Annotated in this window: 13 protein-coding genes; 6 read left to right on the top strand and 7 right to left on the bottom strand. The window is 71.1% G+C overall.

What is annotated here, in order from left to right; translation table 11 throughout:
- Nucleotides 1-6: 6 nt before the first annotated feature.
- From B4E30_RS05435 to B4E30_RS05420, 4 genes are all read right to left on the bottom strand, one after another.
- The gene (locus B4E30_RS05435) at nucleotides 7-2,253 is read right to left on the bottom strand and encodes a beta-glucosidase family protein (protein ID WP_286718333.1); all 2,247 of its coding nucleotides are present in this window, start codon (nucleotides 2,251-2,253) and stop codon (nucleotides 7-9) included.
- 100 nt (nucleotides 2,254-2,353) lie between these two features.
- Nucleotides 2,354-3,223 (bottom strand): carbohydrate ABC transporter permease, encoded by an 870-nt coding sequence (locus B4E30_RS05430; RefSeq protein ID WP_071045158.1) that lies wholly within the window; start codon nucleotides 3,221-3,223, stop codon nucleotides 2,354-2,356.
- 5 nt (nucleotides 3,224-3,228) lie between these two features.
- Complete coding sequence (locus B4E30_RS05425; RefSeq protein WP_194384486.1) at nucleotides 3,229-4,242, bottom strand: carbohydrate ABC transporter permease; 1,014 nt, start codon at nucleotides 4,240-4,242, stop codon at nucleotides 3,229-3,231.
- A 2-nt stretch (nucleotides 4,243-4,244) separates the two neighbouring features.
- The gene (locus tag B4E30_RS05420) at nucleotides 4,245-5,531 is read right to left on the bottom strand and encodes an ABC transporter substrate-binding protein (protein WP_286718254.1); all 1,287 of its coding nucleotides are present in this window, start codon (nucleotides 5,529-5,531) and stop codon (nucleotides 4,245-4,247) included.
- A 135-nt stretch (nucleotides 5,532-5,666) separates the two neighbouring features.
- On the opposite strand from B4E30_RS05420, the gene B4E30_RS05415 reads away from it, so the two are divergent.
- Entirely contained in the window at nucleotides 5,667-6,668 is a 1,002-nt protein-coding gene (locus tag B4E30_RS05415) for a LacI family DNA-binding transcriptional regulator (protein WP_194384488.1), read from the top strand.
- Nucleotides 6,669-6,689: 21 nt separating this feature from the next.
- On the opposite strand, the gene B4E30_RS05410 is transcribed toward B4E30_RS05415, so the two are convergent.
- Nucleotides 6,690-7,295, bottom strand: coding sequence for a DUF1992 domain-containing protein (locus tag B4E30_RS05410; protein ID WP_286718259.1), 606 nt, complete (start codon nucleotides 7,293-7,295; stop codon nucleotides 6,690-6,692).
- Between the two features lie 4 nt (nucleotides 7,296-7,299).
- A complete protein-coding gene (locus B4E30_RS05405) occupies nucleotides 7,300-8,478 on the bottom strand; it encodes an ROK family transcriptional regulator (RefSeq protein ID WP_071045067.1) in 1,179 nt (392 codons plus the stop codon).
- 106 nt (nucleotides 8,479-8,584) lie between these two features.
- On the opposite strand from B4E30_RS05405, the gene xylA reads away from it, so the two are divergent.
- Together xylA and B4E30_RS05395 are read left to right on the top strand one after the other, a co-directional pair.
- Entirely contained in the window at nucleotides 8,585-9,775 is a 1,191-nt protein-coding gene (gene xylA, locus B4E30_RS05400; RefSeq protein ID WP_286793878.1) for a xylose isomerase, read from the top strand.
- 218 nt (nucleotides 9,776-9,993) lie between these two features.
- Nucleotides 9,994-11,319, top strand: coding sequence for a xylulokinase (locus B4E30_RS05395; RefSeq protein ID WP_286793876.1), 1,326 nt, complete (start codon nucleotides 9,994-9,996; stop codon nucleotides 11,317-11,319).
- 165 nt (nucleotides 11,320-11,484) lie between these two features.
- Here the strand turns inward: B4E30_RS05395 and B4E30_RS05390 are convergent, their stop codons facing one another.
- Nucleotides 11,485-12,132 (bottom strand): ThuA domain-containing protein, encoded by a 648-nt coding sequence (locus B4E30_RS05390; RefSeq protein WP_286793874.1) that lies wholly within the window; start codon nucleotides 12,130-12,132, stop codon nucleotides 11,485-11,487.
- A 78-nt stretch (nucleotides 12,133-12,210) separates the two neighbouring features.
- Here B4E30_RS05390 and B4E30_RS05385 point away from each other — a divergent pair, with 78 nt between their 5' ends.
- The 3 genes from B4E30_RS05385 (at nucleotide 12,211) to B4E30_RS05375 (ending at nucleotide 14,890) form a co-directional block, all read left to right on the top strand.
- Nucleotides 12,211-13,092: a siderophore-interacting protein gene (locus tag B4E30_RS05385; protein WP_286793872.1), complete on the top strand. Its 882-nt coding sequence runs from the start codon at nucleotides 12,211-12,213 to the stop codon at nucleotides 13,090-13,092.
- Nucleotides 13,093-13,251: 159 nt separating this feature from the next.
- A complete protein-coding gene (locus tag B4E30_RS05380; RefSeq protein ID WP_194384494.1) occupies nucleotides 13,252-14,088 on the top strand; it encodes a transposase in 837 nt (278 codons plus the stop codon).
- 22 nt (nucleotides 14,089-14,110) lie between these two features.
- Nucleotides 14,111-14,890, top strand: a complete 780-nt coding sequence (locus B4E30_RS05375) for a GTP pyrophosphokinase (RefSeq protein ID WP_194384495.1) — start codon at nucleotides 14,111-14,113, stop codon at nucleotides 14,888-14,890.
- The last annotated feature ends 128 nt before the right edge of the window (nucleotides 14,891-15,018 follow it).

Here is a 15,018-nt window from a genome sequence, read left to right as displayed (position 1 = left end):
CGAAGGTCACGGCGTGGGGGCCGCGGGAACGCGGGCGATGCGCCGCACGCGGGAGGGGACCGGCTGCGGCGGTGCATCCGACACGCGGTGCACGTCGCCGGTCAGTCGGATGCGGGCCTCGGTGTCGCGCGTCGCGCACGACGGGCCGACCCACACATCCACCTCGCCCGGCTCGACGATCCGGAATCCCGCGCGTCCGGTGAAGCCCAGGCGCGACGCCGGCACGTCGAAGGTCACCTCGGCACGCTCCCCCGGGTCGAGGGCGACGCGGCGATACGCCAGCAGCTGTGCCACCGGTCGCGTCACCTGCGCGTACAGGTCGCGCGCGTACACCTGCACGAGGTCGGTTCCGGCGCGCTCGCCGATGTTCTCGATCGAGACGGTGACGGTCAGCGCGCCGTCGGTCGGTGCATCCGCGGCCACGAGACCGCTCCGGCGGAAGGCCGTGTAGGACAGGCCGTGACCGAAGGGGAAGGCGGGGGTGTTGTCGGCGCTCGTGATCTCGGTGGGCCCGCCCAGGACCGGATGCAGATAGCTGTACGGCTGCGAGCCGGCCGAACGGGGGAGCGACACCGGCAGGTGCCCCGACGGGTTCACCCGGCCCGACAGCACGCCGGCGATGGCGGTGCCGCCCTCCTCGCCGGGGAAGAACGCCTGTACGACGGCGGCGGTGCGCTCGCGCATCCATCCGATCGCGTACGGGCGCCCCGAGAGCACCACGACGACGGTCGGCGTGCCGGTGGCGGCGACCTCCTCCACGAGGCGGCGCTGCACGCCCGGCAGCTCGAGATCGTCCACGTCGTTGCCCTCGCCGACCGTGCCGCGACCGAAGAGGCCCGCGCGGTCGCCGACGACGACCACGGCGACCCGGGCCGCGGATGCCGCCGCGACCGCGTCGGCGATTCCCGACGCGTCGTCGCCCTCGACGTCGCAGCCGGCTGCGCGCATGATCGTCGCCTGCGGCAGCTCCCGAATCAGCGACGCGAGCACCGACGGGATGTCGAACCCCAGCGGGGTGTCAGGGTGGTGCGCCAGCACGTGGTTGGCGAACGAATAGCAGCCCATCAGCGCGTCTGGCGCGTCGGCGTTCGGGCCGATCACGGCGATGCTGCCACCGTCCGGCGACAGCGGCAGCGTGCCGTCATTGCTCAGCAGCACGATCGACTCCTCCGCGGTGCGACGGGCGAGCTCCCGGTGCGCGGGGCTGTCGAGATCGACGGTGGTGGGCGGGTCGTCGAAGGCGGCGTCGAGCAGCCCGAGCTCCTCCTTCTGCGCCAGCACGCGCCGGACCGCGCGATCGACCAGCGCGAGCTCGTCGGGATGCGTCGCGAGGCGCTCCCGCAGGGGACCGAGGAATGCGTCGCCCGTGGGCAGCTCCACGTCGATCCCTGCTTGCAGCGCGAGCGCCGCGGCCTCGCCGAGGTCTGCGGCGACGCCGTGCATCGTGTGGAGGAAGGCGACGGCGAAGTAGTCGGCGACGACGGTGCCGTCGAAGCCCCACTGCTCGCGAAGTACGCCGGTGAGCAGGTCCGGGTCGGCCGCGACCGGCATCCCGTCGATCTCGGCATAGGAGTTCATCACCGAGCGCACGCCGCCGGTGCGCACCGCCATCTCGAACGGCGGAAGCACGGTGTCGGCGAGAAAGCGCGGCCCGGCGTGCACGGGGGCGTGGTTGCGACCGGCGCGCGAGGCGGAGTAGCCCGCGAAGTGCTTCAGCGTGGCGTGCACGCCGGCTCGCTGCAGTCCCTGCACGTAGGCCGTGCCGATCGTGCCGACCACATACGGATCCTCCGCGATGCACTCGTCAACGCGCCCCCACCGTGGATCGACGACGACGTCGAGCACGGGAGCGAGGCCCTGGTGGATGCCGAGCTGCCGCAGCGACGATCCGATCACCTCCGCCATCTCGGCGGTGAGGTCGGGGTCGAACGCGGCCCCCCATGCCAACGGCGTCGGGAACGTCGCCGCCTTCCACGCCGCGAGCCCGGTCAAGCACTCCTCGTGCACGATGGCGGGGATTCCCAGCCGTGTCTCGCGCACCAGCCGGCGCTGCTCGTCCCAGAGCCACGCCGCGCGGTCGACGGGGTCGACCGGTCGCGTGCCGTACACGCGGGTGAGATGGCCGATGCCGTGCACCGTCGCCTCGTCGTAGGGGCCGCTGTTGCCCATCTCGCCGGCCATGGGGGCGACGACCTCGCCGCCCTTGTCGACCCAGTAGCCGACGAGCTGCGCGAGCTTCTCGTCGAGACTCATGCGGGCCAGCAGCCCTTCCACACGGGCCGAGGTCGTGGGCAGGGCGGTGTCGGGTGAGAACACGATGACTTCTCTCTCGCGTCGGGCGCGGGGTCGGGGATCAGCCCTTGACGGCGCCGGTGAGGCCGCCGACGATGCGTCGTTCGAACAGGCTGAAGAACAGCAGCGCCGGCAGCATCGACAGCGAGGTGAACGCCAGCACGCGGGCCGTGTCGACGGAGTACTGCGACGAGAACGCCTGCACGCCGAGGGGGAGGGTGAACGCCGCCTCATTGTTCAGGATGAACAGCGGCAGCAGGTAGGCGTTCCAGCTGTTGATGAAGGCCAGGATCCCGACGGTGATCACACCGGGAACCGACAGCGGCAGCACCATGCGCCAGAAGAACGACAGCCGGCCGCATCCGTCGATGTAGGCCGCCTCCTGGATCTCATCCGGAATCGCCCGGAGGAACGGCACGAGGATGATGATCGTCACCGGCAGGGCGAACGCGATCTGGGGGAGGATGACGCCCGGCAGGGTGTTCATCAGACCCAGGTTTCGCACCACGATGTACAGCGGCGTGATGGCCACGGTGATGGGGAACATCAGGCCCGCGGCGAACAGGGCGTAGAGGAATCCGCGGCCCCGGAAGCTGTAGCGCGCGATGACGTAGCTGGCCATGAGGCCGAGCCCGACGGCTCCGACCGTGGTGACCACGGCGACGATCGTGGAGTTGAGGACCTGGTTCCAGAACAGGCCGCTCGAGATCACGCTGAGGTAGTTCTCCAGCTGCCACGGCGAGGGGAAGCCGGCCGGGTCGACCGTGATCTGCGAGTTGGACCGGAAGCCGCCGATGATGATGTACGCGACGGGACCGAGCATGAGCGCGATCACGAGGAGCGCGATGAAGTACACGGAGGGCGGGCCCCACGGCAGCGAGGCGCGCGCGCTGCGGCCCCGGCGGCCGGGTACGCGCGTTGTGATGGCCATGGTGCTCACGCGGCACCCCTTTCCGTGATCGCGCCCGCGGTGTCCCGGCGCAGCACCCAGCGCTGATAGACCAGGGCGACGATCAGCGAGATGGCGAAGATGACGACGGCGACGGCGTTGCCGTATCCGAAGTTGCCGGCGTTCCGGCCGGTGGCGACCATGTAGATCGCCATCGTGTTGGTGCCCGCGACCGACGAGACGTACTGGCCCCAGATGATGTACACGAGATCGAACAGCTGCAGGGCTCCGATGATCGACAGGAAAGCCCAGATGCGCACGGTCGGCCCGAGTAGCGGGAGGGTGATGCGGCGCTGGATCTGCCAGTACGAGGCGCCGTCGATCGCCGCCGCCTCGTAGAGCTCCTCGGGGATGCTCTGCAGACCCGCGAGGAAGAGGATCACGGCGAAGCCGATGTACTTCCAGGTGAGGATGGCCATCAGCGTCCAGATCGCGATCTGCGGGTCGGCCAGCCAGTCCTGCGCGAGGAATCCGAGCCCGAGGTTCTCCAGAGCGGCGTTGGCGGCGCCGTTCGTGGCGAGCATGAGGCTGAACCCGGTGCCGACGACGACCTCCGCGATCACGTAGGGCACGAAGATGAGCACCCGGATGACGGACTGACCGCGCATCCGGCGATTGAGCAGCAGGGCCAGGAGGAAGGCGACCGGTCCCTGCAGGACGAGCGACATCACGACGATGAACGCGTTGTGCCCGAGCGCGGCCTGGAAATTCGGGTCGCTGAAGATCGTGACGTAGTTCTGCAGGCCCACGAAGTCGGTCGCGGGGCCGAAGCCCGACCAGCGGAAGAAGCCGTAGTACGCGGCCATCGCGACCGGCAGCAGCACGAACCCGGCGAAGAAGACCACCGCCGGGCCCGCCAGCAGCAGCACCTCGATGCGCCCGGCCCAGCTGAGGCCGCGGCGTCGCCCGCCCGCGCGTGGGGCCGACGGGGGCGGCGTGCTGCCGTCCCCGTCGGCCTGCGCGAGATCGGCCTCGACGGCGGACATCTCGCGAAGCGACATGATCAGCCCTGAGCGCCGGCGGTGTTGACGGTGTCGATGAACTGCTCGGGCGAGCTGTTGCCCGCCAGCATGTCGACGACCGCGACGTTCAGCGCGTTGCCGACGTTCTGACCGAGCACGGTGTCCAGCCACTGCGACACGAACGGCGCGCTGTTGTAGGCCTCCAGGATCTGCTGCAGGTACTCCTCCGTCACCGCTTCCTGCGCGACGGTGTTCACCGGCGGGGACTGATACGCCTCGTAGTACAGCTCCTGCTGCTCGGCACCGGCGATGAAATTGAGGAAGTCGGCGCACTCGTCCGGGGCCTGAGCCGAGCACGAGTAGCCGTCGACCCCGCCCATCATCGAGCCGGGCTCACCGTCGCCGCCCTCGATCTCGGGGAAGGGGAACCATGCCAGGTCGGGCAGGGGCTGCTCGTCCGGCGTGAGCGAGGCGATCACCCCGGGGTTCCAGGCGCCCATGAGCTCCATCGCCGCCTGTCGGTTGGCGATCAGACCTGCGGAGCTGCCGGCGCCCTGCTGCGCGGCGGTGGTGAGGAATCCCTCGTTGAAGGGGTCGATCGCGGCGAAGGACTCGAGGTCCTCGGCCGCGCGCAGCCAGCACTCGTCACTGAAGTCCTTGCTGTCTCCGGTCGCCTCGATGACCTCGGGGCTGCACTCGCGGAGGGCGAAGAAGTAGTACCAGTGCGCGGCGGGCCAGGCGTCCTTGCCGCCGAGCGCGATCGGCGCGATGTCGGTCTGCTGCAGCTGCTCGACCGCGTCCTCGAGGTCGTCGATGGTCTCGGGCGTCGATTCGATGCCGGCCGCGGCGAAGGCATCCTCGCTGTACCAGAATCCTCCCGGCAGCACCGACAGCGGCATCGCCCAGACCGAGTCCTGGTAGGTCTCGGCGGCGAAGGATCCCTCCGGGATCTCCGCGCGGACCTCATCCGAGATGCGGTCGGTGAGATCCATCAGCTGGCCGGCGTTGACCATGGCGGTCATCTTGCCGCCGCCGCGCTGGAGGAAGAGGTCGGGCGGGTCGCCGGCGTTGAGGGCGGTCTGCAGCTTGCCGTCGAGGTCTTCGTTCTGCACCGCCTGGATCTCGATGGTGACGCCCGGGTTGGCCTCTTCGAAGGCCGCGGCCGCGTTCTCCCAGTACTCCTGACCGGGACCGGTCGTGGAGTTGTGCCACAGGGTGAGGGTGGTGGTGCCGTCGGCGGATCCGCCGTCGTCGCCGCTGCACGCCGCGAGCGTGACCGCTCCCAGGGCGAGTGCCGCGGTACCCGCGAGGACTCTCTTCGCGTTCATGTGATTCCTGTCTCTCTTCGTTGAGGGCGCCTCCGCCAGTGGGGGCGCGGGATGGGTGCGGGACCATGTTGTGACCGACGACAAAAAGTGTCAAACGTTTTCGAAATCATTTTCCATCTGGGTAAGCTCGCCCGTGTGAGCCGCCGTCCGACCATCCACGACGTCGCCCGCGAGGCGGGGGTGTCGGTGGCCACGGTGTCGAAGGCGATCAACGGTCGCTACGGCGTGAAGGCCGCCACCGCCGATCGGGTGCTCGAGGTCGTCCGCCGACTGGGATACGAGACGAGCCTCGTCGCCAGCAGCATGCGCGCGCGCACGACGGGCGTGATCGGCGTGCTCGTCGCCGACTTCGAGCCCTTCAGCGCCGAGGTGCTCAAGGGTGTCGGGGCGGCGCTCCGGGACGGTCCCTTCGACGTGCTCGCGTACAGCGGGGCGCGGCACGCCGGCGGCGAGGGATGGGAGCGGCGCTCACTCAGCCGGCTGAGCGGAACCCTCATCGACGGGGCGATCATCGTCACTCCCACGGTGACCAACATCTCCGCCGAGGTGCCGGTGGTGGCCATCGACCCGCACACCGGACCCGCCGATCTGCCGACGGTGGAATCCGACAGCTTCCGCGGCGCCCAGGAGGCGGTGCGGCACCTGGTGGAGCTCGGCCACCGGCGCATCGCGTTCGTCGCGGGGCGCCCCGACCTCCGCTCGTCGATCGCACGCGATGCCGGCTACCGTCGCGCGCTCGCCGATGCGCAGCTGCCGTTCGATCCGTCGCTCGTCGGTGAGGGTAGCTACGAGGAGGACACGGTCCGGGGCGTCGCGGCGGCGCTGCTGCAGCGTCGCGACCGGCCGACGGCGATCTTCGCGGCCAACGACGTCTCGGCGATCGCCGTCACCGAGGTCGCCGCGGAACTCGGGCTCAGCATCCCGGGCGACCTCTCCGTGGTGGGGTTCGACGACATCCCCGACGCGTCGCAGCGCTCGCCCGCCCTCACGACCGTGCGGCAGCCCATGCAGCGGCTCGGCGGGGAGGCGGCGCGCCTCGTGCTGGCGCTCATGTCCGGGAGCGCGCCCGAGGCCACGCACCTGCGGCTTCCGACCCGCCTCGTGGCCCGCGCCACCACCGCTCCGCCGGCGCGCTGACCCCCGCCCGTCGAGCCGGCGTCAGCGGCGGCGCCACCAGCGGCGACGACGGGGCGGAGCGGATGCGGCGCGTGCGGATGCCTCCGCCCGAGCGGCGCGGCGTTCCCGCCAACGGCCCACCTCCGCGTCGACGTCGCGGAGCGCCGTGACCACCGGCGGCCCGCCGAGCAGCTGCATCCGGGCATGCCGCACGCGGCGGTTGAAGTCCTCGAGGTGCTCGCGCACATCCTGCTCCGACCCCATCGCGTCGAGGCGGTCCTCGAGCTCGAGGTCTTCGACGCGCAGCATGATCGCCGGCGGCCCGAGGCCGGTCAGCCGCTCCGACTCGATCTTGCGGCGGATCCACCAGTCCGGATCGTTCGGGCGTCCGAGGTCGAGCGGCTTGCCGGCGCCGGGGAGGTCGTCGAAGTCGCCGCGACGGATCGCCTGCTGGATGGCGACCTCGACGAAGGCCGCCCGATCCGAAGCCGTCGGCGTGGCAGCGCAAGTCTCCGGCGCGGACTCGGCTGTCTCCGGCGTGGACTCGGTGCTCTCGCTCTCGCGCTCGCGCTCGCCCGAGATCCCCTGCTCGCGCGCCCACTTCTGCGTGCGGTAGCGCGCGGCATTCTCACGGGGGTCTTCGCTCACGATGTCACCTCGTCGACGCGACCCCCGCGGGGTCGGCCAGGAGCGGGGCGAAGGCTGCCTCGGCGGCGCCGATCAACAGGCGATCCTCGGCAAGGGCCGCGGTGCGGATCTCGACGTCGTCGGCCGCGGCCGGCATGCACTGCGCGCGCATCGCCTCATCGAGCGCGGCCGGGTCGCTGTCGGCCAGCGTCGCGAGGAATCCGCCGAGGATCACCACCGAGGGGTTCAAGACGTTGACGGCGTTTCCGAGGGCGGTCGCGAGGATGCCGCGCTGGCGCGCGATCTCGTCGCGCACATCCACCTCGGACGAGGCGGCGAGGGCTGCGGCGAGGGTCGGGTCGTCGGCGGAGGGGAGGCGTGCCGCGGCGAGCAGTCGCGCCCGGCTCACCTCGTCTTCGAGCACGCCGTCGTCGGCGCGGCGATGGGTCGCCGAGGCGATGCCCGGGCGATTCTGGCCGAACTCGCCGGCGTAGCCCGAGGCGCCGCCGAGGGGCATCCCGGCCACGATCACTCCGCCGCCGATGCCCGAGGCGCCGCCGTTGAGGTAGACGAGGTGATCCACACCCACACCCGCGCCGAAGCGGTGCTCGGCGATCGCGCCGAGCGTGGCGTCGTTGTCCACGGCCGTGGGAAGACCCGTTGCCTCTTCGACCAGCGCGCGCAGCGGCACATCCCGCCAGCGCAGGTGCGGGGCGTGGCGCACCACCCCGTCGGAGGCGCGCACGAGACCCGGCGTCGCGACGCCCACCCCGACGAAGCGCGCGCCGGACAGGTCGCCGTCGCCCCAGCGGTCGAGAGCCTCGGCGAGCTGGTCGACCGTCGCATCGGGCGTGGGGAGGTCGAGTGCGTCGATGCGCTCGCGTGCGACGACGGTGCCGTCGAGGGCGACGGCGGCGAGGGTCAGGGCATCGACCTCGGGGTTGGCGGCGAGCACCATGACGTCGGGGCTCGCGGCGACGACGGGCGACGGGCGCCCGACCCGCTTCGTGGGGTCGGGAGCGCGTTCGACGACGAGTCCGAGGTCGACGAGCTCCGCGGCCAGGGCGGCCACGGTGGAGCGGTTCAGGCCCGTCGCGGTCGTCAGCTGGGAGCGGGACAGGGCGCGTTCACGGTGCACGAGCTCGAGGAACCGGGCGAGGTTGCCGCGGCGCATGTCCTCGACGGTCGACACGGCGCTCAGCATGTCGATGAGCCTAGCCGCCTCGACAGGCGCGCCAGACGTTGACCCGCGGGCACGGGTGATATACGTTGTGACACGCAACATTTACCTCACTCGACGTGGAGACGACATGCCCACCCCCACTCCTGCCGACAAGTTCACCTTCGGCCTCTGGACCATCGGCTACAACGGCACCGACCCCTTCGGCGGCCCGACTCGTGGCCCGCTCGACGTCGTGCACGCCGTGGAGAAGCTCGCTGAGCTCGGCGCCTACGGCATGACCTTCCACGACGACGACCTGTTCGCCTTCGGCTCCACCGATGCCGAGCGGCAGGCGCAGATCGACCGGCTGAAGGGCGCGCTGGAAGCGACCGGGCTGACCATCCCGATGGTCACCACCAACCTCTTCTCCGCTCCGGTGTTCAAGGACGGCGGCTTCACCTCCAACGACCGTCGGGTGCGTCGCTTCGCCCTGCGCAAGGTGCTGCGCAACCTGGACCTGGCCGCCGAGCTCGGCGCGAAGACCTTCGTCATGTGGGGCGGCCGCGAGGGCGCCGAGTACGACACCGCGAAGGATGTGCGCGCCGCGCTGGAGCGCTACCGCGAGGCCGTCAACCTCCTCGGCGACTACGTCACCGACAAGGGCTACGACATCCGCTTCGCGATCGAGCCCAAGCCCAATGAGCCGCGCGGCGACATCCTGCTGCCCACGGTCGGTCACGCGCTGGCCTTCATCGAGTCGCTCGAGCGGCCCGAGCTCGTCGGCCTGAACCCCGAGGTCGGCCACGAGCAGATGGCGGGTCTGAACTTCACCGCCGGCATCGCGCAGGCGCTGTACCACGGCAAGCTCTACCACATCGATCTCAACGGGCAGCGGGGCATCAAGTACGACCAGGACCTCGTCTTCGGTCACGGCGACCTGCACAACGCCTTCTCGCTCGTCGACCTGCTCGAGAACGGCGGCGTGAACGGGGGCCCGGCCTACGACGGGCCGCGCCACTTCGACTACAAGCCCAGCCGCACCGAGGACGAGACCGGCGTCTGGGACTCCGCGGCCGCGAACATGCGCACCTATCTGCTGCTGAAGGAGCGCGCCGCCGCCTTCCGCGCCGACCCCGAGGTGCAGGCCGCGCTCCAGGACGCGAAGGTCGCCGAGCTGTCGCAGCCCACGCTGAACGCGGGCGAGACCTACGACGACCTCCTCGCAGACCGCTCGGCCTACGAGGACTTCGACGCCTCGGCTTATCTCGACGGCAAGGGCTTCGGGTTCGTCCGGTTGCAGCAGCTGGCCACCGAGCACCTCCTGGGCGCCCGAGGCTGACACCCTCCCCCAAGGGGTGTCCCTTCCCAAAAGGGGGGCCTTCCCCCAAGGAGGGTCCCCTTCACCTCTACACCCCGGGGTGTGTCCCAATTTCTGTCGCCAAGGCCTGCGAAAACAACAGAAATGGGACATTGGATGGCGGTGGGACACAGGTTGGGCGTTGGGCGTTGGGCGTTGGGCGTTGGTAGTGGGGCGATGAAGACGGAGATGGAGCAGCGATGGCGCTTGTGATGGGAGTCGACTCGTCGACCCAGTCGTGCAAGGTGGTGGTGACGGATGCCGCCAGCGGCGCCGTCGTGCGCGAGGGGCGAGCGGCGCATCCAGACGGCACCGAGGTGGATCCCGCCGCGTGGTGGGACGCCCTGCGAGAGGCGATCGTCGCCGCCGGCGGCATGGACGACGTGGACGCATGGAGCATCGGCGGGCAGCAGCACGGCATGGTCGCCCTCGACGCCGAGGGCCGGGTCATCCGCGATGCGCTGCTGTGGAACGACACGCGTTCGGCGGACGCCGCCGAGGCGCTCATCGACGAGTTCGGCGCCGATTCGCTCGCCGAGCGCACAGGGCTCGTGCCGGTCGCGTCGTTCACCATCACGAAGCTCCGGTGGCTGCGCGACGCCGAGCCCGAGAACGCCGCGCGTGTCGCAGCGGTCGCGCTGCCGCACGATTGGCTGACGTGGCGCCTGCGCGGGTTCGGGCCCGCCGGCGAATCGGCGCGAGGCCCGGTGCTCGAGGAGATCGTGACCGATCGCTCGGATGCGTCCGGCACCGGGTACTGGAGCCCCGAGGCGTGGGCGCCGGGCGTCGACGGCTACGACCGCGACCTGTTCGTCTGGGCCCTCGGCCACGACGCCGTGCTCCCTCGGGTGCTCGGACCGGCCGAATGGGTCACCGACGCGGACGGGCGCCGCGTCGCTCCGGGGGCCGGTGACAACGCCGGTGCCGCCCTCGGGGTGGGCGCGGCCACCGGGGATGTCGTCGTCTCGATCGGCACCTCCGGGACGGTCTTCGCCGTCAGCGCCGCACGAACCGTCGACCCCTCGGGAACCGTTGCGGGCTTTGCTGACGCAGACGGCGGCTTCCTGCCGATCGTGGTGACCCTCAACGCCGCGCGGGTTCTGGATGCGATCGCCCGGCTGCTCGGCGTCGACCATGCGGAGCTGAGCGACCTCGCTCTGGCCGCGGAGTCCGGCGCCGGCGGGCTGACGCTGGTGCCGTACTTCGAGGGCGAGCGCACTCCCAATCTGCCGGATGCGACCGCATCCCTCACCGGCATGACCCTCGCCTCGTCGACGCGGGAGAACCTCGCCCGCGCGGCGGTGGAGGGCATGCTCTCCGGGCTCGGTGCGGGGCTGGACGCGTTGCGCGACCTCGACGTGCCGCTCGAGCGCGCCCTGCTCATCGGCGGCGCGGCGCAGTCGCCGGCGGTGCGTGCCATCGCGCCCGAGGTGCTGGGCCTGCCGGTGGAGGTGCCGCCGCCGGGGGAGTACGTCGCGCTCGGCGCGGCTCGCCAGGCCGCTCGCATCGCCGCGCTCCCCGGGTGACAGGCCGCCCGCGAGCGGCGCGGCGCGGCTCCGTGTGAACAACACCGGAGATTCTCGCGCCAGCCGGGCCTGTGAGCCCGGATCGCCCGGAAGCGGCGCGTATCTCCTGTGTTGTTCACGATGAGCCGGCGTGGCGTCTGGGGTGTGGCCCGTCTTCGCCGCCGTTCAGGAGGTGGACCAGCGGGCCAGCCGCGTGATGAGGTCCCGGTGGCCGGCGGAGGAGTAGGAGCGGGCGTCGTGGCCGAGCACGTCGACGGCGACCCGGCTCGCGGCGTGCGTGCGCACCCACGCCGCCGGCATCCGTTCCCCGTCCACGTCGAACTCCGCCACGACGTGGCGCTCGCCGATCGCCTGCAGGCGGGAATAGCGCTCGTCGTACACGTCGAAGTCCTGCACCTCGCCGCCGTCGGGGAGCGACAGCATCCGCACCCGAACGTCGCCGATCGGCGGGTGCCACGACAGCTCCGGCACCCACATGCCGCCGACCGCCGCCGCCCAGTGCGGATAGTCCCGCATCGACGCCACCGCGCAGTGCAGCGCCAGCACGCCGATTCCGCGGTCGAGCGCCTGCGTGAAACCGTCGACGGATGCCGCTGACGCGGGCTGCCCGCCCTCGCCGCGCCACGGATCGCCGGCGTTCACGACCAGCAGGTCCACGCCCTCGAGGTGGGTCATCGTCCGGTCGACGTCGTCGTCGACGGAGACGTCGAAGCCGGCGTCGGTGAGGATCGCCGACAGCTCCGGAGTGGTCTCCGGGAAGGGGTGCCACGGATCGGCGTAGTGACCGCTGCCGCTGGCGATGAGCGCTTTCACGGATGCCTCCTGGTCGACGACGGATGGGAGAGGGTTTTCCCATCGTACGGCGGTGTTCCGGGGCATAGTGTGGTGCCGATGACTCCCGCTGAATCCGATCCCGCCCGCCCGTCCGTCCCGCGCCGCCGCGGAAAGCAGATCGTGCTGGAGGTGGTGCGAAGCGAACCGCTCACGCCTCATCTCGTGCGCGTGCATCTCGGCGGCGACGGCTTCGACGAGTTCATCGCCGAGGCCGACCCGGACAAGCTGGCGTGCACCGACACCTACGCGAAGCTGCTGCTGGCCAAGCCCTCGCTCGGGCTCACCCCGCCCTACGACCTCGAGGCGCTGCGGGCAGAGCTGCCCCGTGAAGACGTGCCGTCTCGCCGCACCTACACGATCCGTGACGTCGACGAGGCGGCGCGAACGATCGCCATCGACTTCGTGGTGCACGGCGACGAGGGTCTCGCCGGGCCCTGGGCGGCCGCGGCGCGCCCCCGCGACCGCCTGTCGCTGTCGCTTCCGGGCGGTGGATACGCGCCGGCCGACGGCGACGTCACCCACGTGATCGTCGGTGACGACTCGGCCCTCCCCGCGATCTCGCGCGCGGTCGAGGCGCTTCGCGCAGACGCGCGCGGCGTGGTGATCGTCGAGGTCGACGACGAGCAGTCGCAGCTCCCGCTGACCGCCCCCGCCGGCGTCGAGGTGCGCTGGTTGCACCGCGCTGGCCCGAGCGGTTCGGCCCACCCCGGCACACTCCTCGTCGCCGCGGTCGAGGCCATGCCCCGACCCGACGGGGCCGTCGACGTCTTCGCGCACGGCGAGCGCACCGCGATCAAGCGTCTCGGCGCGATCTTCCACGGCGACTGGGGGATCGGCCGGCAGGAGATGTCGGTGTCGGCGTACTGGGCGCACGGACGCGCCGAAGACGCCTTCCAGGCTGAGAAGCGCGAAGCCGTCGGCAAGATCTTCGCCGACTGACCTGTCGACAACACAGGAGATCGGCCTCCGTCGCGCCTCTCTCGGCGCCGAACACGGCGGTGCGGCCGGAATCTCCTGTGTTGTTCACCTGGGAGAGGCGAGCGTTCCACCGAGGCGCGCGTTCCGCCGGGGCGTGTGCCGACGGGGCACAATGGGGCCGTGCCGCACGACGAGATCGACGAGGTCGCGGCGGAGCTGTACGCCCTGCCGCCCGACGCCTTCACTGCGGCCCGAAACGCGCGGGCGGCCGCCGCGGGCGGGGAGGCCGGCCGCCGCATCAAGGCGCTGCGTAAGCCCACCGTCGCCGCGTGGGCGGTCGATCTGCTCTCCCGCGAGGGAGATCTCGGCGAGGCGCTCGAGCTGGCCGCCGCCCTCCGCGAGGCGCAGGACGACCTCGACGCCGCGGAGCTGTCCCGCCTCGGCAAGCAGCGCAGGCAGCTCGTCACCGCCCTCACCGCGCAGGCGGTCGCGCTCGCCGAAGACGCCGGCGTTTCCGTGAGCGCCGCCGCACGCGACGACGTGCAGAAGACCCTCAATGCCGCCGTGATGGATGCCGCCGCCGCCGCGGCGGTCAGCACCGCGCGGCTCGTGCGGCCGTTGGAGGCGACCGGGTTCGGCTCCGTCGAGCTCGCCGATGCTGTCGGAGGCTCGATTCCCGGTGCGGCTGCGAAGCCTCCCCGCGACGATCTCGCCGACCGCCGTGCGCGCAAGGCCGCGGAGAAGGCGGCCCGCGAGGCCGAGAGGGCGGCTGCCGACGCCGACCGCGAAGAGGCGAAGCTCACCGAACGGCGCGATCGCGCTCAGCAGAAGCTCGATCACGTGCGCGAGCGCCTCGATGATCTGCGTCGCGACATCGCGCGTCTCGAGCAGGACGAGACGGACGCCGCCCGCACCCTCGCCGACCTCGAGGCGGAGCTTCGCGCGGCGACTGCCGCGGCGCGAAAGGCGACCGCCGCGGCAGAGAAGGCTCGTCGGTCCTTCCCAGAACTCTCGTAGTCGGCGCCCCTACGGTGAGGGCATGGCGACGCCCCGATCCGCAGCGGCCGACTCCGACGACCTCCCCGTGCTGCTGAGTCCGTCCGAACTCCGCACGGCGAGGGACGAGTTCCAGCAGTTCCTCATGGAGTACCGCTTCGGCATGCAGGAGATCGAGACGAAGATCGCCATTCTGCGCGACGAATTCCTGCAGCTGCACGATTACAACCCCATCGAGCACGTCTCGAGTCGCGTGAAGTCGCCCGACAGCCTGGTCGAGAAGATCCGGCGCCGCGAGATCCCGCAGGACTTCGCCTCGGTCCGCGAGCACATCACCGACATCGCCGGCGTGCGCATCACGTGCAGCTTCGTGACTGACGCTTATCGGCTGTTCGACCTGCTCGCCGCGCAGGACGACATCACCGTGCTGCACGTGAAGGACTACATCGCCGAACCCAAGGCGAACGGATACAAGAGCCTCCACGCCATCCTCCAGGTGCCGGTCTTCCTCTCCACCGGGCGCATCGACGTTCCCGTCGAGGTGCAGTTCCGCACCATCGCCATGGACTTCTGGGCGAGCCTGGAGCACAAGATCTACTACAAGTACGACCGCCGCGTCCCCGCGGAGCTGCTCGATGATCTGAAGGATGCCGCGGACACGGCCGCCGAGCTCGACACGCGCATGGAACGCCTGCACCGTGAAATCAGAGGGTCCGGGGAGATCCGAGGGTCCGGGGAGGTCCGTGGTGCCGTGGAAGAGTCGGACGCACCGCGCCCCGCCCGCCCTCCGATCCTCCGCCACGCTCCGGTGCTCGGCGCCTGAAGCGCGCGGGCACGCGGCGAAGGGCGGGTGACTCGCTAGGGTGAGGCCGTGGACGACCTTCAGCCGCAGACCCTGGTGATCATCCCGCTGCTGGCGGTGCTGGCGCCGCTGTTCGCGCGGGGTCTCGG

Source organism: Microbacterium sp. UBA3394, assembly GCF_002358725.1.
Taxonomy (GTDB): Bacteria; Actinomycetota; Actinomycetes; order Actinomycetales; family Microbacteriaceae; genus Microbacterium; species Microbacterium luteum.
Note: the sequence above shows the minus strand (reverse complement) of the source record. Positions and strands in the feature narration are given on the sequence as shown.

Bases quoted from the DNA above. Each gene is read 5' to 3' on its own strand.
- B4E30_RS05435 (WP_286718333.1), bottom strand. From the start codon at position 2,253: ATGAGTCTCGACGAGAAGCTCGCGCAGCTCGTCGGCTACTGGGTCGAC.
- B4E30_RS05430 (WP_071045158.1), bottom strand. From the start codon at position 3,223: ATGGCCATCACAACGCGCGTACCCGGCCGCCGGGGCCGCAGCGCGCGC.
- xylA (WP_286793878.1), top strand. From the start codon at position 8,585: ATGCCCACCCCCACTCCTGCCGACAAGTTCACCTTCGGCCTCTGGACC.
- B4E30_RS05375 (WP_194384495.1), top strand. From the start codon at position 14,111: ATGGCGACGCCCCGATCCGCAGCGGCCGACTCCGACGACCTCCCCGTG.
- B4E30_RS05385 (WP_286793872.1), top strand. From the start codon at position 12,211: ATGACTCCCGCTGAATCCGATCCCGCCCGCCCGTCCGTCCCGCGCCGC.
- B4E30_RS05425 (WP_194384486.1), bottom strand. From the start codon at position 4,242: ATGTCGCTTCGCGAGATGTCCGCCGTCGAGGCCGATCTCGCGCAGGCC.
- B4E30_RS05420 (WP_286718254.1), bottom strand. From the start codon at position 5,531: ATGAACGCGAAGAGAGTCCTCGCGGGTACCGCGGCACTCGCCCTGGGA.
- B4E30_RS05405 (WP_071045067.1), bottom strand. From the start codon at position 8,478: ATGCTGAGCGCCGTGTCGACCGTCGAGGACATGCGCCGCGGCAACCTC.
- B4E30_RS05395 (WP_286793876.1), top strand. From the start codon at position 9,994: ATGGCGCTTGTGATGGGAGTCGACTCGTCGACCCAGTCGTGCAAGGTG.